This window comes from Aeromicrobium endophyticum (assembly GCF_003586285.1).
GTDB lineage: Bacteria > Actinomycetota > Actinomycetes > Propionibacteriales > Nocardioidaceae > Aeromicrobium > Aeromicrobium endophyticum.
The window spans coordinates 1,043,442-1,062,677 of the sequence record NZ_QUBR01000002.1; the positions used below are offsets into that span (position 1 = coordinate 1,043,442).

General features: G+C 73.0%; 16 protein-coding genes and 1 tRNA gene. 6 read left to right on the forward strand and 11 right to left on the reverse strand.

What is annotated here, in order from left to right:
* Positions 1 to 4 precede the first annotated feature (4 nt).
* Positions 5 to 78, reverse strand: a tRNA-Met gene (locus DX116_RS15620).
* 31 nt (positions 79 to 109) lie between these two features.
* The gene (locus DX116_RS15625; RefSeq protein ID WP_119705140.1) at positions 110 to 616 is read right to left on the reverse strand and encodes a hypothetical protein; all 507 of its coding nucleotides are present in this window, start codon (positions 614 to 616) and stop codon (positions 110 to 112) included.
* 30 nt (positions 617 to 646) lie between these two features.
* On the opposite strand from DX116_RS15625, the gene DX116_RS15630 reads away from it, so the two are divergent.
* Positions 647 to 1,870, forward strand: a complete 1,224-nt coding sequence (locus DX116_RS15630; RefSeq protein ID WP_119705141.1) for a sensor histidine kinase — start codon at positions 647 to 649, stop codon at positions 1,868 to 1,870.
* Between the two features lie 5 nt (positions 1,871 to 1,875).
* On the opposite strand, the gene DX116_RS15635 is transcribed toward DX116_RS15630, so the two are convergent.
* Entirely contained in the window at positions 1,876 to 2,667 is a 792-nt protein-coding gene (locus DX116_RS15635; RefSeq protein WP_119705142.1) for an SDR family NAD(P)-dependent oxidoreductase, read from the reverse strand.
* Between the two features lie 92 nt (positions 2,668 to 2,759).
* On the opposite strand from DX116_RS15635, the gene DX116_RS15640 reads away from it, so the two are divergent.
* A complete protein-coding gene (locus DX116_RS15640; RefSeq protein ID WP_199716098.1) occupies positions 2,760 to 3,245 on the forward strand; it encodes a MarR family winged helix-turn-helix transcriptional regulator in 486 nt (161 codons plus the stop codon).
* Positions 3,246 to 3,274: 29 nt separating this feature from the next.
* Here DX116_RS15640 and DX116_RS15645 read toward each other — a convergent pair whose 3' ends face one another.
* Positions 3,275 to 4,147 carry an oxidoreductase gene (locus DX116_RS15645; protein WP_119705143.1) on the reverse strand — a complete coding sequence of 291 codons (873 nt, stop codon included), beginning with the start codon at positions 4,145 to 4,147 and terminating at the stop codon, positions 3,275 to 3,277.
* 101 nt (positions 4,148 to 4,248) lie between these two features.
* On the opposite strand from DX116_RS15645, the gene DX116_RS15650 reads away from it, so the two are divergent.
* From DX116_RS15650 to DX116_RS15665, 4 genes are all read left to right on the forward strand, one after another.
* Positions 4,249 to 5,064: a helix-turn-helix transcriptional regulator gene (locus DX116_RS15650; RefSeq protein ID WP_119705144.1), complete on the forward strand. Its 816-nt coding sequence runs from the start codon at positions 4,249 to 4,251 to the stop codon at positions 5,062 to 5,064.
* Positions 5,065 to 5,072: 8 nt separating this feature from the next.
* On the forward strand, positions 5,073 to 5,726 hold the full coding sequence (locus DX116_RS15655) for a response regulator (RefSeq protein ID WP_378018844.1): 654 nt from the start codon (positions 5,073 to 5,075) through the stop codon (positions 5,724 to 5,726).
* Positions 5,727 to 5,837: 111 nt separating this feature from the next.
* On the forward strand, positions 5,838 to 6,587 hold the full coding sequence (locus tag DX116_RS15660; RefSeq protein ID WP_119705146.1) for an ABC transporter ATP-binding protein: 750 nt from the start codon (positions 5,838 to 5,840) through the stop codon (positions 6,585 to 6,587).
* The gene (locus DX116_RS15665; protein ID WP_119705147.1) at positions 6,584 to 8,491 is read left to right on the forward strand and encodes an FtsX-like permease family protein; all 1,908 of its coding nucleotides are present in this window, start codon (positions 6,584 to 6,586) and stop codon (positions 8,489 to 8,491) included. Before DX116_RS15660 ends, DX116_RS15665 begins: the two co-directional genes overlap by 4 nt.
* Here DX116_RS15665 and DX116_RS15670 read toward each other — a convergent pair.
* The 7 genes from DX116_RS15670 to DX116_RS15700 are packed head-to-tail and all read right to left on the reverse strand — an operon-like array spanning position 8,460 to position 19,235.
* Positions 8,460 to 10,100, reverse strand: coding sequence for a PucR family transcriptional regulator (locus tag DX116_RS15670; RefSeq protein WP_119705148.1), 1,641 nt, complete (start codon positions 10,098 to 10,100; stop codon positions 8,460 to 8,462). The genes DX116_RS15665 and DX116_RS15670 overlap by 32 nt on opposite strands.
* A gap of 23 nt (positions 10,101 to 10,123) precedes the next feature.
* Complete coding sequence (gene menC, locus DX116_RS15675; RefSeq protein WP_119705149.1) at positions 10,124 to 11,233, reverse strand: o-succinylbenzoate synthase; 1,110 nt, start codon at positions 11,231 to 11,233, stop codon at positions 10,124 to 10,126.
* On the reverse strand, positions 11,230 to 12,099 hold the full coding sequence (locus tag DX116_RS15680; protein WP_119705150.1) for a GNAT family N-acetyltransferase: 870 nt from the start codon (positions 12,097 to 12,099) through the stop codon (positions 11,230 to 11,232). The genes menC and DX116_RS15680 overlap by 4 nt, the downstream gene beginning before the upstream one ends.
* A 23-nt stretch (positions 12,100 to 12,122) precedes the next feature.
* Positions 12,123 to 13,247 (reverse strand): M20 family metallopeptidase, encoded by a 1,125-nt coding sequence (locus DX116_RS15685; protein WP_119705151.1) that lies wholly within the window; start codon positions 13,245 to 13,247, stop codon positions 12,123 to 12,125.
* Positions 13,247 to 16,555 (reverse strand): serine hydrolase, encoded by a 3,309-nt coding sequence (locus DX116_RS15690; RefSeq protein ID WP_119705152.1) that lies wholly within the window; start codon positions 16,553 to 16,555, stop codon positions 13,247 to 13,249. The genes DX116_RS15685 and DX116_RS15690 overlap by 1 nt, the downstream gene beginning before the upstream one ends.
* Positions 16,552 to 17,298, reverse strand: a complete 747-nt coding sequence (locus DX116_RS15695) for an ABC transporter ATP-binding protein (protein WP_119705153.1) — start codon at positions 17,296 to 17,298, stop codon at positions 16,552 to 16,554. Before DX116_RS15695 ends, DX116_RS15690 begins: the two co-directional genes overlap by 4 nt.
* Positions 17,295 to 19,235: a dipeptide/oligopeptide/nickel ABC transporter permease/ATP-binding protein gene (locus DX116_RS15700; protein WP_119705154.1), complete on the reverse strand. Its 1,941-nt coding sequence runs from the start codon at positions 19,233 to 19,235 to the stop codon at positions 17,295 to 17,297. The genes DX116_RS15695 and DX116_RS15700 overlap by 4 nt, the downstream gene beginning before the upstream one ends.
* Position 19,236 lies beyond the last annotated feature (1 nt).

The following is a 19,236-nucleotide window of genomic DNA, read 5'->3' on the forward strand; positions in this document are numbered from 1 at the left end:
TCAGTAGGGAGGGCGGGGCTCGAACCCGCGACCCAGGGATTATGAGTCCCCTGCTCTAACCGGCTGAGCTACCTCCCCGCGGTGGGCAAGAACCTACAGGCATCCGCCGTCAGGGGCCGAAACCACCCGTCGGGATGTTGAGCGGAACGTGGCTGACGTCGTACTGGGAGGCGACGAGCGCGACCAGCGACTCGCGGCGCTCGGCGACGATCACGGTCGAGCGGGCCGTCACGAGGGTGCCCCCGTTGCGCAGCAGCGAGACGAGGTTCGCGGTGTCGACGGTGTCGAGCAGCGGCGGCACCACGAGCGTCCGGAGGCCATGGACAGCCGACCCGAGGCGCCTGCCGGCCATCCAGGTGCGCGTCACCGTCCAGGCCGCCCAGGCCACCAGCGGCGTGTAGAGCGCCACCGAGAACTTGGCGGTGCCGGGCAGCCACACGAGTCCGACGACACCCACCACGAGGCCGACGCCGATCGCCGCCACAGCTGCCACCCGCCGCGCTCGCTCGACGGCCGAGACGGCCGACGCGCGCCACTGGTCCCACTGGTAGGCGGCGACCGTCACCTCGGCGGTGCGGACGGGCTCGGACCGCGGGTCGGGCGTCTCGTCGGACATCGGCTCACGGTAGTGGATACCGTGGGCCCGATGAGCACGATGCGAACCGCCGCCGCGTTGACGGGCTGGGGCGTGTCCGTGCTGCTGCTCGCGGGCGTGGGCGTCGTCGCGTCGGTGGCGCCCGGCGAGCTGCCCGACGCCGCGGGCTTCGGGGCGTCGCAGCTCGTCGCCGGCCTGGTCGCCGTCTCGGTGCAGGCCCTCGTGCTGCTGCGGGTCGCCGCGTCACCGCGCCTGGCCCTGCTGGCTGTGGCGGCGGTCGCTCCCGTCGCGGCGGCAGCCGGGCTCGGTGTCGCCACGGGCGTCACGTCGGTGGCGGTCCTGATCGCCGCCGGCACGGTCGTGCTGACGACCTCGTGGCGCGAGTCGGCCGGGCCGCTGGCCGGCGCCGCGCTGCTCGTCGGGCTGGGCGAGGTGGTGAGGGGCCTCACCGTCGACGGGTGGACGTCCGGGGCGATCGGCACGGCCGCGCTGCAGGGTCTGGGGACCGTCTCGCTCGCCGTGCTCGTCGGCGCCGTGGTGCGGACCCGGCGCGACACGGTGCAGGCCCGGGCCGGTCGGGACCTCGCCCTCGCCGGCGAGCAGACGGCCCTCGCCCAGGCCGCGGTGGCCCGCGAGCGGATGGCGATGGCCCGCGAGCTGCACGACATCGCCGCCCACCACCTCTCGGGCATCACCGTCATGACCGGCGCGCTCGACCGGCAGATCGACACCGACCCCGCCGGCGCCAAGGAGGCGGTGCGCCAGGTGCGCCAGCAGAGCACCGCGATGCTCAAGGACCTGCGCAGCCTGGTGGCCCTGCTGCGCGACGCCGAGCCCGGCCACGGCACCGAGCCCGAGACGCTCGAGGGCGTCCCCGCCCTGGTCTCCGCCGCACGCGTCGCCGGGCGCGACGTGACGCTCTCGGTGCTGGGCGTCGCCGCGGACGACCTCGCCACCCTCCCGATCGGGCCGCTCGCCCAGCTGGCCGCCTACCGCACCGTCCAGGAGTCGCTGACCAACGCGGCCCGGCACGCGCCCGGTGCGCCGTGCGAGGTGGTCGTCGACGCCCGGGCGGCCGATGCGGTGGTCATCGTCGTGCACAACGCCGCACCCCTCGCACCCACCGCGACGGCGACGCCGTCCGTGCCCGGCGGCGGCTTCGGCATCGTGGGCATGCGGGAGCGCGCCGAGCTGACCGACGCCCGGCTGTCGGTCGGGCTCGATGCCGACGGCGGCTGGACCGTCCGGCTCACCGTCCCGCTCGACGCGACGTAGTGCCCTCAGGTGAGCGAGGTCAGCGCGCCGCCGTCGGCGCGCAGCGCCGCACCGTTCGTGGCGGACGACAGAGGGCTCGCGAGGTAGAGCGCCAGGCTGCTGATCTCTCGGGGATCGATGAATCGTTGGAGCAGCGTCGTCGCGTGCCCGCCCATGATCATCGCCTTCAGGTCGTCGCTCGACATCGACTGGCTCTCCGCGATCTGGGCGATGCTGCCCGCCACGCCGTCCGAGTAGGTCGGCCCGCCCAGGATCGTGTTGACGGTGACCGCCGTGCCGCGCGTCAGCTTCGCCAGCCCGTTGGCGAGCGCGAGCGACGCCGCCTTGCTGACGCCGTACGGCAGCATGTCGCTGGGGACGTTCACGCCCGACTCGCTGTTGACGAAGATGATGCGGCCGCGGTTCCTCGCGAGCATCCCGGGAAGCACGTGCCGGGACAGCCGCACGCCGCTCATGAGGTTGACGTCGATGTAGCGCTGCCACTCGGCGTCCGGGACGTCCTGGAACGCGGCGATGCCGAAGATCCCGACGTTGTTGACGAGGATGTCGATCTCGCCCAGCGACGCGGTCAGCGCCCCGAGCTCGTCGGCGGCACCGAGGTCGGCGACCAACCCGCTGACCCGTGCCTCGGGGCGGATGGACCGGAGCCTGCTCACCGCGTCGTCGACGCGGTGCTGCTCGCGGCCGTTGACGACGACGTGCGCACCCTCCCGCACGAGATCCTCCGCGATCGCGTAGCCGATCCCCTGCGTCGAACCGCTCACGAACGCCGTCTGCCCGTCCAGCTGTAGATCCATGGTGGTGATGTTCTCCCGGTACGTAGTTACTTGCTCAGTCAAGTCAATCCTGCGTGTTGTGACTTGCTCAGTCAAGTCAGTACGATGTCGGCATGACTCGTGCCGACCGACCGACCGAGCTGGACGACGAGGCCCTCGAGACCTGGTCGGCCCTGGCCACGATGCTCGAGTGGCTGCCTGCCGCGCTCGACGCGCAGCTCCAGCGCGATTCCGGCCTCACCCACTTCGAGTACGGCATCCTGTTCGCGCTGCTCAAGGCCCCCGACCGCACCCTGCGCATGAGCACGCTCGCGAGCTACTCCAACAGCTCGCTGTCCCGGCTGTCCCGAGCGGTGTCGCGGTTGGAGCGCAAGGGATGGGTCGAGCGCTCCCCCGATCCGGCCGACGGCCGATACACCTTGGCCACCCTCACCGACGACGGGGCGACCCACGCGTCGGAGGCGACGCCGGGCCATGCGCAGATGGTCGACGCCGTGGTCTTCGACGCCCTGACGGCCGCGCAGGCCAAGCAGCTCAGGCAGATCAGTCGACGCATCACGGCGGCGATCCGCGACGAGAGTGGCTGGCGGCCTCAGTAGGTCGGGCGGAGCTCCAGGTGCACAGGAGCTCACGTCCCCGTGATCGCGTCGAGCTCGGAGCAGTCGGCGTCCGACAGCACCAGCCCGGCTCCGGTGACGTTCTCACGCAGGTGCGCCGACGAGGACGTGCCGGGGATCAGCAGGATGTTCGGCGAGCGGCGCAGCAGCCACGCCAGCGCCACCGCCATCGGACTCGACTCGTGACGCGCGGCGACGGCACCCAGGGCGTCGGACTGCAGGGGGCTGAACCCGCCGAGCGGGAAGAACGGCACGTAGGCGATGCCGTCGGCGTTCAGCGCGTCGATCAGCGCGTCGTCCCACCGGTTGGCCAGGTTGTAGAAGTTCTGGACGCTGACGATCGGGGCGATCGAGCGGGCTTCCGCGACCTGCTCGGACGTCGCGTTGCTGACGCCCAGATGCCGGATCACCCCCTCCTGCTGAAGCTGCACGAGCGCTGAGAAGGGCTCCTCGAGCGAGCCGTCCTCGGTGCCCATGGCGTTGCCGACGCGCAGGTTCACGAGGTCCAGCACGTCGACACCGAGGTTCGTCAGGTTCGAGTGGACGCTGTCGCGGATCTGCTGCGGTGACCGGGCCGCCGGCCAGCCGCCGGCCGCGTCGCGCAGCGCTCCGACCTTCGTCACGATGCGCAGGTCGTCGGCGTAGGGGTGGAGAGCCTCCTTGATCAGCCGGTTGGTCGCGAAGGGCCCGTAGGCGTCGCTGGTGTCGATGTGGTCGATGCCCAGGTCGACGGCGGCGCGCAGCACGCGGACCGCTTCGTCGTGGTCCGCCGGCGGGCCCATCACGCCGGGTCCGGCGAGCTGCATCGCGCCGTAGCCGAACCGGTGGACGGCGAGGTCGTCGGCGAGGGTGAACGATCCGCCCGGAAGAGGTGAGGTAGTCATGCCTCCACGGTGACGACCGGCGGTGCGCGGCACCAGTGCCCCGGTCTTCCTAGGAGCCACAGGGACAGTCACGAAGGAGGCCGCTTCGGTACCGTGGTCATGTGACGTCCGACAACCACCTCGGCGAGTACCTGCGGGCCAGGCGCGAGCTGGTGCGCCCCGACGACGTCGGCCTGCCGGCCGTGGGGCAGCGGCGCGTCGCCGGTCTGCGTCGCGAGGAGGTGGCGATGCTGGCCGGGATCAGCTCGGACTACTACCTCCGCCTCGAGCAGGGTCGTGACCGCAACCCGTCGGCCCAGGTGCTCGAGTCGCTGGCGCGGGTCCTGCAGCTGGACGACACGGCCACGGGCTACCTGCTCGGCCTGATCGCCCCGAGGCCTCGTCGGGCCGCCCGTCGGCACCGACCGTCCACCGTGCCCGACAGCATTGCCCGCCTGGTGTCGTCCATCGCGCTGCCGGCCTTCGTCGAGAGTCGGCACTTCGACGTGCTGGTCGCCAACGATCTGGCGCGGGCCGTCAACCCGAACCTGCGCGTGGGCGAGAACCGCATGCTGGCGATGTTCCTCGACCCGGCGGAGCGAGCCCTCTGCCCGGACTTCGAGCAGGCGATGGCCTTCATGGTCGCGAGCTTCCGCCAGTCGGTCGGCACCGACACCGACGATCCGCGGTTCGTGCAGATCGTCGGCGAGCTCTCCCTGGTCAGCGACCGGTTCCGGCGGCTCTGGGCACGTCACGACGTCCACACACGCGAGGGCGCCATGACCGTCGCGCAGCATCCTGAGGTGGGCGAGCTCAGGCTCTTCAAGGAGCGCCTCGTCGTGGAGGGAGCCGATGACCTCGTCCTGGTCATGTACCACCCGGCCGACGACCACGACACGACCTCGAGGCTCGCTACGCTCTGCTCGTCGGCCGCATGATCAGGGTCGTGATCGCCGACGACCAGCCCATGGTCCGTGCGGGGCTGGCCACGATGCTCGGGGCCGAGGACGACATCGAGGTCGTGGGCACCGCCGCCGACGGCAGCGAGGCTGTCGCGGCCGCCCGGTCGCTCGACGCCGACGTCGTCTGCATGGACATCCGCATGCCCGGCACCGACGGAATCGCCGCCACCGCTCAGCTGTGCGGTCCGGGCGTGAGCGACCCCGTCCCGGTGCTGATCATCACGACCTTCGACATCGACGAGTACCTGTTCGGCGCGCTCGAGGCCGGGGCCTCCGGATTCCTGCTCAAGGACGCCGAGCCCGAGGTGCTCGTCGACGCGGTGCGCTCGGTGGCCCGCGGCGACGGCACCCTCGACAACTCGCTCACCCGGCGGGTGCTGCAGGAGATGGTGTCGCGGCGTCGCACCCAGCCGGTCGTGGCCACGCGCGGCGTGGACGTGCTGACGCCGCGCGAGGTCGACATCCTGCTGCTGCTGGCGCAGGGCATGTCCAACGACGAGGTCGCGCAGTCGCTGTTCCTCGAGGTGTCCACCGTCAAGTCACACCTGGCGCGCATGCTGCCCAAGCTGGGCGTGAAGTCGCGGCTGCAGGCCGTCGTGTGGGCCTACCAGAACGGGCTCGTGCGCGTCGAGCGCTGACGGTTGCATCGAACGATGCAACTGCTGCGGTTGCATCCTGAGCGGCTGGAGCGCGTCCGCGCTGATCCATAGCGTTGCCGGTACCAACCTCGCAACGCTACGGAGCACCTCATGACCGTCACCACCGCGACGCCGACCGCGACCGCCATCCGGTTGCTGGACGTCCACAAGACCTACCGCAGCGGGCCCGAGCCCGCCCATGCCCTGCGCGGTGTCTCGCTCACCCTGCCCACCGGGTCCGTCACCGCGATCGTGGGCCAGTCAGGATCGGGCAAGTCGACGCTGCTGAACTGCGCCGCCGGGCTCGAGCTGCCCACGAGCGGACGCGTGGTGGTCGGCGAGCGCGACATCAGCGGCCTCTCCCCCGACGACCTGACGCGCTTCCGCCGCGACCACATCGGCTTCGTCTTCCAGGCCTACAACCTGATCGGCCACCTCAGCGTCCGCGACAACATCGAGCTGCCCGCCGTGCTGGCGGGACGGCGGACCGACCAGGAGTGGCTGGCCCACCTCGTCACCGAGACGGGACTCGGCGACCTGCTCGACCGGCTGCCGTCCCAGCTCTCGGGCGGGCAGGCGCAGCGCGTGGCCATCGCACGGGCGCTCATCGCGCGGCCCACCGTCGTGTTCGCCGACGAGCCCACCGGGGCGCTCGACTCGCGCACGGGTGCGGCGGTGCTCGACCTCCTGCGCTCGACCGCCCAGCGGCTCGGCCAGACCGTCGTGATCGTGACGCACGACAGCCGGGTCGCATCGGCGGCCGAGCGGGTGCTGGTGCTGGCCGACGGCCTCGTGGTCGACGAGCTGACCGCACCGACGGCCGAGCACGTCAACGAGCGCCTGCTGGCGGTGGCCCGATGAGCGCCGCACGCACGCTCGCGACGTCCGCGCTGCGGGCGCACTGGCCGGCCATGAGCGGCACCGGCGTGGTCATCGCGCTCGCCTCGACGCTCGTGGCGCTCAACGGCGTCCTGGTCGAGTCGGGCCTGCGGGAGCCCGCCGGCACCGGCGGCATGCTGGTCACCCTGGCGTCCTCGTTCGCCGGCACCGCCCTCGTCCTGGTGGTGCTGGTCGTCGCGGCCACCACCACGCTCGCGCTGCGACGCCGTCGCCGTGAGCTCGCCCTGCTCGTCGCCGTCGGTGCCACCCGGGGCCAGGTGCGTCGGGCGATCTCGATCGAGGTGCTGATGATCAGTGCCGTGGCGGCGCCTCTCGGAGCCCTCCCCGGGCTGCTGCTGGCCCGCGCGCTCGACCCGGCCCTGCGGCGCTCCGGCGTCGTGCCGGCGGAGTTCGTCTCGACCCTCTCCCCCCTGCCGGTCCTGGCCGCCGTGCTCGTCGTGGTGCCGACCGCGCTGCTGGCGAGCCGGCTGGCCGCCCGCGAGACCGTCCGCGTGCCCCCGACCGCCGCGATCCGCGACAGCGCCACCGAGTCGACCCCGATCGGGACGGCACGGCGCGTGTCGGCCCTGCTCACGGCCGTCGGCGGACTGACGACGGCGTTCACCCCGCTGTTCCTGCCCGGCGTCGCCGGCAGCGCGCTGGCCGCCAGCTCGGCCTTCCTGCTGATCGGGTCGGCCGCGCTGGCCGGGCCCCTGCTCGTCGAGTGGACCTTCGGCCGGACGGCCCGGATGGGTGCCGGCGCAGCCGGCGCCCCGACCCGCCTGGCGCTGGGCAACCTGCGCGGGTTCTCTCGCCGCCTGACCACGGTGGTCGTGCCCCTCGCCCTGCTGCTGTCGGTGGGCACCACCCAGACGACCGTCGACCGGGTCGTCCGCGACGGCGCGACGGCGCAGCTGCGCGCCGCTATCGGCACCGACGTCGTCGCGACCTCCGAGCGGGGGCTCACCCCGCGACAGGTCGCGGCGCTGCGCGACGTGCCGGGCGTCTCCGAGGTCGTCCCGCTCGCCGACGTGCCGGCCGAGGTGCGCACCGACGACGAGGACCTCCCCGACAGCCTCGTGTGGGAGGCAACCGCCCTGCGGGTCGTGCCGCCGGCCGTCGATCCCTCCACGTTCGACCCCGACGTGACGCGCGGAGACCTGGCCGACCTGGCGGCTCCCGGCACGATCGCCATCAGCTCCGACGCCGCGTTCGGGACCGGCAGGTCGACCGGCGACCGGATCCGCGTGCGGGTCGACGGTCGCGAGGCCACCCTGCGGGTCGTCGCCGTGTTCGACCGCGGCCTGGGCGTCGGCGACCAGCTGATTGGTCCTCGGACGGTCACGACCCTGCGGGCCGATCCGGTGGTGAGCACGGCCCTGGTCGACGTGCGCGGCGGCGCCGGCCGGGCCGCGGACGTCCTCGCCCGCCTCTCGTCCGCGCAGGTCGACGCGACGACGACCGCCGCCTACGTCGACTCCGCCACGAGTCCCGACGCGGCGATGCAGCACCTCTCGACCCTGCTGACGCTGATGCTGCTGGTGTTCGTCGGGCTGGGCTCGGTCAACGCGCTCGTGCTGCTCACGGCCGGACGTCGCCAGGAGCTGCGGCTGCTCCACCTGGGCGGTGCGACCTCGCGCCAGCTCGTGGCGATGGCCGGCATCGAGTCGGTGCTGACGGGGTTCGCGGCGTGGGCGATCGGCACCGTCGCCGTCGTGCCTGGCGTCATCGGCACGAGCGCCGGGCTGCTGGGGCTCGGAGTGCCCCACCTCGACGTGACCGCCTACCTCGCGCTCAGCGCGGCGGTCGTCGGGCTCGCGGTCACCGCGACCCTGGTGCCGGCCGTGCGGACCGTCAGAGCGGCCACAGCCGCAGCTGCAGCGTGAGGGCGAACCGTTGCTCGGGGTCGAGAAGGTCGACGTCGCCCACCTCGCGGACGCGGCGCAGCCGGTACCGGAACGTGTTGGGGTGCACGAACACCGCCTCCGACGCCTTGCCGACGTCGCCGAACGCGTCGAGCCAGGCCTTCAGCGTGGGGACGAGCTGTCCGTCGTGCTGCCGGTCGTACTCGACCAGCAGCGCGAGCGGCCCGGTCAGCTGCTCGCCGCGGGTGATGGCGCGGTCGCGCAGCTCCATCAGCAGCGACTCGGTCTGGACGTCGACCAGGCGGGCGACCGACCGACCGCCGAGCCCCTCGCGCAGCACCCGCAGGATGCGGTCGGTGGTCGAGCGGGCCCGCACGATGTCGGAGAGCCCGTCGGTCACCGGCCCGATCGCCACCACCGGACGCAGGCGGCCGCCGATGCGTCCGAGGAAGTCGGTGGCCATGCCGACGACCCGTGTCTCGGCGTCGTCGGACGAGCCGTGCACGGCCACCAGCGCGTAGGCGACGCCGTCGAACAGCGCCGACGCCGACCGCGGGTTGACGGCGCTCAGGTGCATCGCGAAGGCATCGGCCAGGCGTTGCCGCTCGTGGGCGGCCGAGGGGTCGTCGTGCCGGTCGGCGTCGGTGTCCGCGACGGTGAATCCCAGCACCACGATCTGGCAGTCGGCCAGCCCGAGACGCTCCAGCGCCTCACGTGCGCCGGAGCCGCCCTCGAGCACCGATCCGACCAGGTCGGCCCGCACGCGGCGCTCGACGTCGGCACCCGCCCTCATCCGCAGCAGGTGCAGGGCCACGAGCTGCGCGGAGTCGCGCAGCGCCGCCGAGCGCTCGTCGCTCAAGGCCGCCGGGACCGCCGCCCAGATCGACCCCAGCACCTCGTCGCCGGCCCGCACCGCCACCGCCACCCTCGGCATGGCGAACGCCTCGGTCTCATCGGCTAAGGCCTCGACGAACACCGGCTGGTCGGACCGGTGCAGCTCGCGGAAGACGCCGCGCTCGCTGAGGATGCGCGAGTACCGCTCCGGCACCTGCCGGCCGAGGATCGTCTCGACGCGGGACGGATCGGCTTCGTCCTGCCGGCTCGAGAAGGCGATCACGCGCGAGCTGCGGTCCTCGATCGTGACGGGCGCGTCGAGCAGCGACGAGATCGCGTTGGCGACGGCGAACAGGTCACCCGACGGCAGTCCGCCGATGGACTCGTGAGCGGCTCCGCGCAGGTCGTCCTCGGCCAGCACCGACCGCAGCATCGTCGCGAGGTGCGCCCACGGGACACCCCGGCTGAGGCCGAGCAGCGGGACGCCCGAGGTCGCGACGGCAGCGCGGACCTCGGCGGTGAACGGCACCGGGGCCCGCACCACGAGGGCAGCTGCCTGCTGCTGCCCGAGGTCGACGAGCATCCGGGCCACCTCGTCGGCGTCGTCGACGCCGACCCCCAGCACCAGGGCGTGCCGCGGCAGCACCGGCGCGTCGACGGGGTCGTGGATCGCGACGCCCGAGATCTCGCCACCGCCGCTCGTGTCGCCGTCGACCAGGTCGAGCAGTGTCGCCCCGAGGTCGTCGAGCACCCGCGCCAGGCTCGCGCGCGGTCGCGGGGTGGAGGCCAGCGTCATGCGGGTCACGATATCGGTCCGGGTCAGGCCGGTATCCACTCGCGACGGGTCGTCACCTCGGCCAGCCGGTCCGGGTCGGGAAGCACCCCGATGCCCGGCCCGGTCGGCACGGGGAGCGTGCCGTGGTCGAGCACGAACGGCTCGGTGATGTCGGTGCGGTAGTAGCGATCGGACGCCGACGTGTCGCCCGGCATCGTGAACCCCGGCAGCGCCGCGAGGGCCACGTTGGCAGCCCGGCCGATGCCGGTCTCGAGCATCCCGCCGCACCACACCGGCACCCCGTTCGCGACGCACACGTCGTGGATGCGGCGCGACTCGAGGTATCCCCCGACGCGTCCGGGCTTGATGTTGACGACCTGGCAGGCCCCGAGCCGGATCGCGGCAGCGGCCGACTGCGCCGACACGATCGACTCGTCGAGGCAGACCGGCGTGCGGATCAGCCGCGCGAGGTCGGCGTGCCCGAGGATGTCCTCCTCCTCGAGCGGCTGCTCGATGAGCAGCAGGTCGAAGGGGTCGAGCCGGGCCAGGTGACGCGCGTCGGCCAGCGTGTAGGCGGTGTTCGCGTCGACCTGCAGCAGGACGTCGTCGCCGAAGCGCTCGCGCACCTCCCGCACCGGGTCGACGTCCCAGCCCGGCTCGATCTTCAGCTTGATGCGGACGTATCCCTCGTCGAGGTAGCCGCCGACGGCGTCCAGCAGGGCGGGGATGCTGTCCATGATGCCGACCGAGACGCCGCACGGCACCGTGTCGTGCACGGCGCCCAGCTCTCGCGCGAACGACCGTCCCTCGACGCGCAGCTCGGCATCGAGCACGCCCATCTCGAGCGCGCCCTTGGCCATGCGATGCCCCTTGAAGCGCGACAGCGTGGTCGCGACCCGGGACGCGTCGACGTCTCCTCCTGCCGCCAGCGCGGGCACCAGGTAGCGGCGCAGCACGTCGGCGGCACCCTCGACGTACTCCGACGAGTACACGGGGTCGGCCATCGTGACGCACTCGCCCCACCCCTCGGTGCCGTCGGCCGCGACGACGCGCAGCACCAGCAGGTCGCGCGTCGTCTGCGTGCCGAACGAGGTCCGGAACGGGCTGACGAGCGGCATGGACACGTGCATCAGCTCGACACCGTGCAACTTCATGGGGTCCTCCGTACGACGTAGCCGGCAGATCGGTCGAAGCTCGTGATGCGGGCCCCGTCGGCGAGCAGCTCCGACAGCGCGTCCCGCACGGTCGTCCGCCACCGATGGGCCAGGTCGGGGTCGGACGTCCGCAGCGCGCTGATGTCGTCGGGCACCGCGACCAGCGAGACGTCCGCGCCCATCCGACCCGGGACGGGTGATCCGTCGGACCCCATGCCGACGGCCGTCACGGCTCCTGGCGGGACGGGCTCGGCAGTGCCGCTGGCGCCGGCGGAACAGGCACGCTCGACGGCCGGCGAGACCAGGTTCCAGCGCACCAGCAGACGGTCCGTGTCGTCGGCGCCGTTGATGAGGTCAACCATGGGGCCGTAGAAGTTGGGCAGGTACTCGACCGGACGCGCGGCCAGCTTGACCAGGTTGAAGTGCGCGTTGCGGCTGACGAGCGGGTCGAACGTCCAGGCCACGTCGGACACGTTGCGCTGCAGCGCCCACGCACGCTGGTGCAGCTTGACGGCGAAGCCCACGCTACGGCCCGTCATGGCGGGGTCGACGGCGGCGATGTGGCTGTGCATCGCATCGTCGGCCGGTGCATGGAAGAAGCCGACGCAGGCGCCGACCAGGCGTCCGTCGGGCACGAACGCGCCGCCGACGTAGTTGCCGGCCTTGGTCAGCGCCCTGAGCAGCTCGAGGGTCATGGGCGGGTTGTCGCTGCGACCCCACACCCGCACGTAGAGGCGCAGCACCTGTTCGAGGTCGGCCAGCTCGGTGAGCTCGCGGACGACGACTCCGGACGCCGCGGCGGCGCTCTCGGCGTCGCGGACGGCGTCCAGCTGCGGGGGCAGCGCGGTATCGGTCACGACATCCATCCTGCGCGGATCCTCGGGCCCCGTCATGGTCGGACCGCACGACTCTGGAGGGCCTGGTTGGTCGAGGTCGCCAACACGTCGACGACGAGGGCACGCACCAGCGACAGGCGGGGCCCGAGGGCGTCGACGAGCACGTGCTCGTCGTCCGCGTGAGCGCCACCGCCGACAGCACCGAGACCGTCGAGGGTCGGGGTCCCGACGCCGGCCGTGAAGTTGCCGTCGGACGCACCGCCGACCGCGACGGCCTCCGGACACGCCAGGCCGAGACGTTCGGCGATCGCCGCGACGCGCTCGAGCAGCTGGGTCGAGGTCCATGCCTCCATGGGCGGACGGTTGGGGCCGCCCGTCACGACGGACGAGGCGCCGTCGATGACCGGACGGAGCGACCGGATGGCCGCGTCGACCCGATCCTGCTCGGCCAGCGTCCGCACGCGCACGTCGACCGCGAAGGAGCCCTCGGACGGCACCGTGTTGGTGGTCTGGCCCGACCGTGCCGTCGTCGGCGTGGACGTCGTGCCGGCGGTCGCGTCCGACAGGTCGGCGACCGCGAGGGCCAGGTGGGCCAGCTCCAGCGTCGCGTTGACGCCGCGCTCGGGCTCGAGGCCCGCGTGCGCCGCGCGTCCCTCGACGGCCACGTCGTAGAGCGACACGCCCTTGCGCTCGGACTTGAGCGCACCCCCGGGGGCAGCACCCTCCAGCACGAGGGCCGCGCCGACGGCACGCGCCTCGTCCTCGATCAGGGCCCGCGACGACGGTGAGCCGAGCTCTTCGTCGCCGGTCACCAGCACCGTGACGCCGTCGAGACCGGCCGCGGCCTGGAAGGCCATCGCGAGCCCGGTCTTCATGTCGAAGCACCCGGGACCGCGCAGCACGCCGCCGTCGACCGAGAACGGGTGGCGCTTGAGCGACCCGATCGGCCACACGGTGTCGTGGTGACCGACCAGCAGCACGCCGGAGGACTGGTCGCCCGTGCGCCACCGCAGGTGCGTCCGCCCGTCGATCACGATCCGCTCGGGCGCCGAGCCGAGCCACCGCTCCCCCACCCGGGCGACGACGTCGGCCGAGCGGGCGACCGCCGCGAGGTCGGACGACGGCGACTCGCACTCGATCATGTCGCGCGCGTCGGCGATCAAGGCGTCGAGGTCCATCAGTCGACCTTGGGCGTCGCCCGGACGCCGAAGTGCAGGTAGCGCTCGCCGGTGGGCAGCTCGAAGAACGTCACCGGCGACCAGTTCTCGGCCTCCGGCGGCTTGGTGAGGAAGATGGTCGACGAGTACGGCACGAGGGCGTGCTCCTCGACGGGGTCGGGCAACAGCTCGGCGAGCGGCCCGACCAACGTCGTCCGCAGGCGCGGCTCCCCGTCCTCGACGAAGACGTCCATCAGCACCGACGACCGCTCGTAGCGCCCGACGTACGGCGCGATGTCGACGTCGACCGCCGGCTCGGGCGGAGCGATCGGTCGGGGCATCTCGACGTCGGCCAGCTCGGCGAAGATCTCGCGGTACAGGGCCTCGTACAGGTCGCGGCTGCCCTCGCCGTTGGTCAGCAGCGTGACCGCGAGGCCCGCCTCGGGCAGCACCCGCAGGAAGGCCGCCTGACCGATCGTGTTGCCGTCGTGCCCGTACACGCGCCGTCCGTCCCAGCCGAAGCGGATCCAGCCCAACCCCCACGAGTCGCCCAGCGAGTGCTGGTCGGGGAGGTCGACCTCGTGCGCCGGCATGGCCCCTGCCGACTCCTCGCTGAGGACACGCACGCCGTCGGCGCCCGTGCCGCCGGTCAGGTGCATGCGCGCGAACGACAGGACGTCGGCGGCGTTGGCCGTGACGAGTCCCGCCGGTCCGATCGACCGCGGCAGCTGCCAGACGGGGGCGACGCGTCGCTCACCCGCGTCCGTGACGTGGCCGACCGCGGCGGCGTGCAGCAGGGCGTCCTCGGGCAGGGTCACGGCGTGCTCCATGCCGAGCGGCGTGAACAGGCGGTCGCGCAGCGCCTGGTCCCACGTCGTGCCGGTGAGGCGCTCGATGACCAGGCCCAGCACCGAGAAGCCCGCGTTGCAGTACGACCACGTGGCGCCCAGGGGGTGGTTCTGCGTCTGGTCGCCGAGCAGCCCGACGTACTTCTCCAAGCAGTCGTCGCCGCGGCCGGTGTCGGTGAAGACGTCGCCGTCGATGCCGCTGGTGTGGTTGAGCAGGTGGCGCAGGGTCACCCGCTTGGTGACGTCGGGATCGGACAGCCGCAGGTCGGGCACGATCTCGACGACCGGGGTGTCGAGCTCGGTCAGCCCCTCGTCGATCAGCTGCATCACTACCGTCGCCGTCCAGACCTTGGTGATCGAGCCGATCTGGAAGATCGACTCGGCGGTCACGGGCGCGCCGGTGTCGATGCTGAGCACGCCGTGCGACGCGACGACGACCTCGTCGTCCTCGACCGCCCCGCCGTCGCCGAGCCGCAGGATGCCGAGCTGGGCCCCCGGCACGCCGTAGCGCTCGGCGAGCCGGTGCAGGCGGCGCTCCCAGTGGGCCGCGTCGATCGGCGCACGCCCCTCGCGCACGGTGTGCTGCTCGACCCAGTCGACGACCCGGCGGCCGTAGTCGATGCGCTGCGACGGCGGGCCGGCCAGGATGAAGACGTGCGAGGCGTCCGGGTAGAGGACCAGCTCGGTCGGCACGCCGCGCGACCGCAGGGCGCTGTGCCACTGCTGCGCCTGGCCGACGGGGCAGGTCAGGTCGGACAGGCCGTGCAGGACGAGGGTCGGCGTGGTGACGTCGGTGACCGTGGTCAGCGGCGACATCGCGGCGTACTGCTCAGGCTCGTCCCAGGGCGCGCCGCCGAGCTCGAACGAGCTGAGGCACACCCCGTCGTCGGCGGTGCCGTACATGCTCACCATGTCGCTGACGATGCCGCCGGCCACGCCGGCCTTGAAGCGCTGGTCGTGCCCCGTCAGCCAGGCCGTCATGAAGCCGCCGTAGCTGTAGCCCGTGACCGCGAGCCGGTCGGGATCGGCGATGCCGTCGGCGACCAGCGCGTCGATCGGCTCGAGGAAGTCGCCGGCGTCGGCCACGCCCCAGGCGCCGTTGACGCCGTCGAAGAACGCCTCGCCGTAGCCGTCGCTGCCGCGCGGGTTGACCAGCAGCACCGCCCAGCCCCGCGACACGAGCTCCTGGTGATAGAAGTGCATCTCGTCGGCCGCGCCGTTCCAGGCGTTGTGCGGCCCGCCGTGCACGTCGAGCAGCAGCGGCCGCGGGCCCTGACGCTCGGGGTCGCGCAGCAGCCAGCCCTGCACCTCGGTGCCGTCCGAGATCGTGAACGTCCGGCTCTCGGGACGGAACAGCTCGACGTCCGCCACGCTCGAGCCGTGGTCGGTCAGCACCGACTCCGTCCCGGTCGTCAGGTCGAGCGCGACGATCTCGCCGTACGAGGTCGCGGTCGTCAGCGCCACGACAGCCGTCGAGCCCACGACCGACAGGCCCGACACGACCCGGTCCTCGCCGGCCAGCAGCGGCAGGCCCTCCGGGGTGGACGGGTCGTCGAGCGCCCACAGGTGCGTGCACCCGCGGTCGCGGACGCAGAACAGCAGGCGACCCTGGCCGTCGCGCTGCGGGCGACCTCCGGGGTACGCCGCGGCGCCGGGCATGACGTTGCGGTCGAGGTGGCCCGTGAGGGTGACCGTCTCGCCGCCGGCCAGCGGCACGCGCTGCAGGTGCTGGTGGCCCACGGGATCGCCGGGGTGCCCCACGACGAGCAGGTGCTCGCCGTCGGCGTCGAGCACGACCGTGCCGGCCACGCCGTCGGCCGAGCCGACCAGCCGGGGGCGGCTCTTCGGGTCGTCGACGTCCAGCAGGTGCACCGCGGCGCGGAGCGTCAGGTCGCTGTCGTCGCCGACCCGGCGGGTGAAGGCGATGGTCCTGCCGTCGGGTGCCCAGACCGGCTGTCCGGCGTGGTCACGTCCGTCCGTCACCTGGCGGCAGGCTCCCGACGCGAGGTCGACGACGTGCACCTGGTTGCGCACGCTGCCGAACATCCCGACGCCGTCGGTCTGGTAGTCGAGCCGCGTCGCCACGAGCGGCCCGGTGCCGTCCGTCGGGTCGACCGGGGCCGTGAGCGCCAGGCGGCTGCCGTCGGGACTCCACACCGGCGTGCCCGCACCGCGCGGGAGGTCGGTCAGCCGCTGCGGCTCCCCGCCGTCCCGGACGACCACGTGCACCTGTCCGTCCCGCAGGAACGCCAGGCGCGCCCCGTCGGGCGACCACGTCGGTGCCGAGTCGTGCGGGCCCGACGTCAGACGTCGAGCGGCGCCGCCCGCGACGGGGACGGACCACAGCTCGTCGTGGCTGCGGTCGTGCTCGGTGTCGAGGGTGCGCAGGACGTACACCACCTGGGTGCCGTCGGGTGACAGCGCCGGCTGCGACGGCACCGCCAGGCGGGTCAGGTCGTCCAGCTGCATGCGTCGGGTCATCGGGGACTCCTTCGTCGGGTGGTGCCGGGGACGGCGGCCAGGAGGTCGCGCGTGTAGTCGTGGGAGGGGGTCGCGAGCACCTGGGCCGTGGGGCCCTGCTCGACGATGCGACCGCGGTGCATGACGGCGACGTCGGAGGCGACGTACCGGACGACCGCGAGGTTGTGCGAGATGAACAGGATCGACAGGCCGAGCTCGGCCTGCAGCTCCCGCACGAGGTTGAGCACCGTGCCCTGGATCGACACGTCGAGCGCGGACGTGATCTCGTCCGCGACGACGACGGCCGGCTGGGCCGCGAGGGCCCGAGCCAGGGCGACGCGCTGCCGCTGCCCGCCCGACATCTCGGACGGTCGGGCGTCCGCGCGGGCCGAGCCGATGTGCACCAGGTCGAGCAGCCGGGCCACCTCGGCGCGGCGCGCTGCCCGCCGGACGTCCCGCGGGATCGGCTCGGCCACGCTCTCGCCGATGCTCATGCGGGGGTCGAGCGACGAGAACGGGTCCTGGAAGACCATCTGGACCGGACGCCGGTGCCCTCGCAGCGGGACGGGCTCGCCGTCGAGCAGGATGCGACCACTCTCGACCGGGGCCAGACCGACGGCGGCGCGTGCCATCGTCGACTTGCCCGAGCCTGACTCGCCCACCAGGCCGACGATCCGCCCGGTCGGCACGACCAGGCTCACGTCGTCGACCGCCGTGGTGGCGCCGTAACGAACCGTCAGGTCCTCGAAGCGCAGCTCGCTCATGGCACGTCCGTCCTGGTCGTCGAGAGCTGCATCGGCTCGATGGGCTCGCCGGCGTGCCAGCACGCGACCCGTCCGCGCTCGTCGCCGGCCAGGGGCGGGTCCTCGACACGGCAGCGTTCCGTCGCGAGGGGGCAGCGGGCCGCGTACGCGCAGCCGGGCGGCACGTCGGCGGGGTCGACGGGGCGCCCGGGGATGACCGCCAGCGGCTCGTCGAGCGCGGTGTCCATCGACGGCACGGCAGCCACGAGCGCCTGCGTGTACGGGTGACGTCCTGCGGTGGCCAGGTCGGCGGCCGGCAGGTCCTCGACGATGCGTCCGGCGTACATCACCAGCACCCGGTCGCAGACCTCCCCCACCACCGTGACGTCATGGCTGATCAGCACCAGGGCCACGTCGTCCTCGCGGCGGATCGCGGCGAGCAGGTCGAGCACCTGCTGCTGCACGGTGACGTCGAGGGCGGTGGTCGGCTCGTCGGCGATGATCAGCGACGGGCTGCCCATGATGCCCATGCCGATCATCGCCCGCTGGCGCATGCCGCCCGAGAACTCGTGCGGGTACTGCCGCGCTCGGCGCTCCGGTGCGGGGATGCGCACGGCACCGAGACGGTCGACGGCTCGCGCCATGGCCTGCTTGCGGTCGAGACCGTGGTGGTGGCGCGAGACCTCGGCCAGCTGGCCGCCGATGCGACGCGTCGGGTTGAACGACGTCATGGGGTCCTGGAAGACCATCGCCATCGAGGTGCCGAGCATCTTGCGCCGGGCGGCGGTGTCGGACGTCAGGAGGTCCTCGCCGAGGAAGCGCAGCCGCTCGGCATCGACCTGTCCCAGGTCGTCGACGAGCTGCGACACCGCCAGGGCGGTCAGCGACTTGCCCGACCCCGACTCCCCGACGATGCCGACGGCCTCGCCCCGGCGCACGGCGAACGTCACGCCGCGCACGACCTGCACCGGCCCGTCCGCGCCCGGGAAGGCCACCTCGAGGTCGCGCACGTCGAGCACCACGTCGTCCGTGCCGCCGACGGGCGCCTCGGTCGCGGGCCCCGCGTGGTCCGTGCTGCGGCGGGGGGCCACGACCGTCCGAGGCGCGAGGGCGGTGCCCTGCGTCGGGACGCCCACGGCCTTGGCGATCGACTCGCCGAACAGGTTGAAGCTCAGGCCCGTCACGAGCACCGCGAGCCCGGGCACCAGGGCGGCACCGGGGTTGACGTACAGGGCGGACACCCCGTCGAACAGCAGCCGTCCCCAGTCGTAGGCCGGTGCCTGCACGCCGAGGCCGAGGAACGACAGCCCGGCGAAGGCCAGCAGCGCTCCTCCCGCGCCGATCGTCGCGTTCACGACGAGGGGCTCGGCGACGTTGGGCAGCACGTGGCGCACCAGGATGCGGAAGCGCCCCACACCGGCGGTGCGGGCCGCCGCGACGTAGTCGAGGGACACGACGCCTGCCACCATCGTCTGCACCAGGCGCGCGAACGAGGGTGCGCCGGCCAGCCCGATCGCCAGCACCGCGCCGGTCGCACCGATGCCGAAGACGACGGCGAAGAACAGCGCGAGCAGCAGCCCCGGGAAGGCGACGGCGATGTTGATGCTCGCCGTCACGAGCCGTCCCGCCCGTCGTCCGAGCAGCTGGGGCGCCACGCCGAGCACCAGCCCGACGACGACGGCGATGAGCGTCGCGCTGAGGGCGAGCTCGATCGACAGGCGCGTGGCCACGAGCGTCCGGAACACGATGTCGCGGCCCAGGTTGTCGGTGCCCGCCCAGTGCTCGGCGCTCGGCCCGGCCAGGATGTCGTCGGTGTCGACCGCCTTGGCCGAGTCGGTCCACAGGATCGGTGCGACGACCGCGAGCACGAGCACCGTGATCGCGAGCAGCGCGGTGACGACGCCCAGCGGCGTGCGCAGCGCGGAGAGGTGGCGACGGCGTGACGGAGTACCTGTCATG

Coding starts and splice junctions, on each gene's coding strand:
- DX116_RS15625 (WP_119705140.1), bottom strand. CDS start 616: ATGTCCGACGAGACGCCCGACCCGCGGTCCGAGCCCGTCCGCACCGCC.
- DX116_RS15630 (WP_119705141.1), top strand. CDS start 647: ATGAGCACGATGCGAACCGCCGCCGCGTTGACGGGCTGGGGCGTGTCC.
- DX116_RS15635 (WP_119705142.1), bottom strand. CDS start 2,667: ATGGATCTACAGCTGGACGGGCAGACGGCGTTCGTGAGCGGTTCGACG.
- DX116_RS15640 (WP_199716098.1), top strand. CDS start 2,760: ATGACTCGTGCCGACCGACCGACCGAGCTGGACGACGAGGCCCTCGAG.
- DX116_RS15645 (WP_119705143.1), bottom strand. CDS start 4,147: ATGACTACCTCACCTCTTCCGGGCGGATCGTTCACCCTCGCCGACGAC.
- DX116_RS15660 (WP_119705146.1), top strand. CDS start 5,838: ATGACCGTCACCACCGCGACGCCGACCGCGACCGCCATCCGGTTGCTG.
- DX116_RS15665 (WP_119705147.1), top strand. CDS start 6,584: ATGAGCGCCGCACGCACGCTCGCGACGTCCGCGCTGCGGGCGCACTGG.
- DX116_RS15670 (WP_119705148.1), bottom strand. CDS start 10,100: ATGACGCTGGCCTCCACCCCGCGACCGCGCGCGAGCCTGGCGCGGGTG.
- menC (WP_119705149.1), bottom strand. CDS start 11,233: ATGAAGTTGCACGGTGTCGAGCTGATGCACGTGTCCATGCCGCTCGTC.
- DX116_RS15680 (WP_119705150.1), bottom strand. CDS start 12,099: ATGGATGTCGTGACCGATACCGCGCTGCCCCCGCAGCTGGACGCCGTC.
- DX116_RS15685 (WP_119705151.1), bottom strand. CDS start 13,247: ATGGACCTCGACGCCTTGATCGCCGACGCGCGCGACATGATCGAGTGC.
- DX116_RS15690 (WP_119705152.1), bottom strand. CDS start 16,555: ATGACCCGACGCATGCAGCTGGACGACCTGACCCGCCTGGCGGTGCCG.
- DX116_RS15695 (WP_119705153.1), bottom strand. CDS start 17,298: ATGAGCGAGCTGCGCTTCGAGGACCTGACGGTTCGTTACGGCGCCACC.
- DX116_RS15700 (WP_119705154.1), bottom strand. CDS start 19,235: ATGACAGGTACTCCGTCACGCCGTCGCCACCTCTCCGCGCTGCGCACG.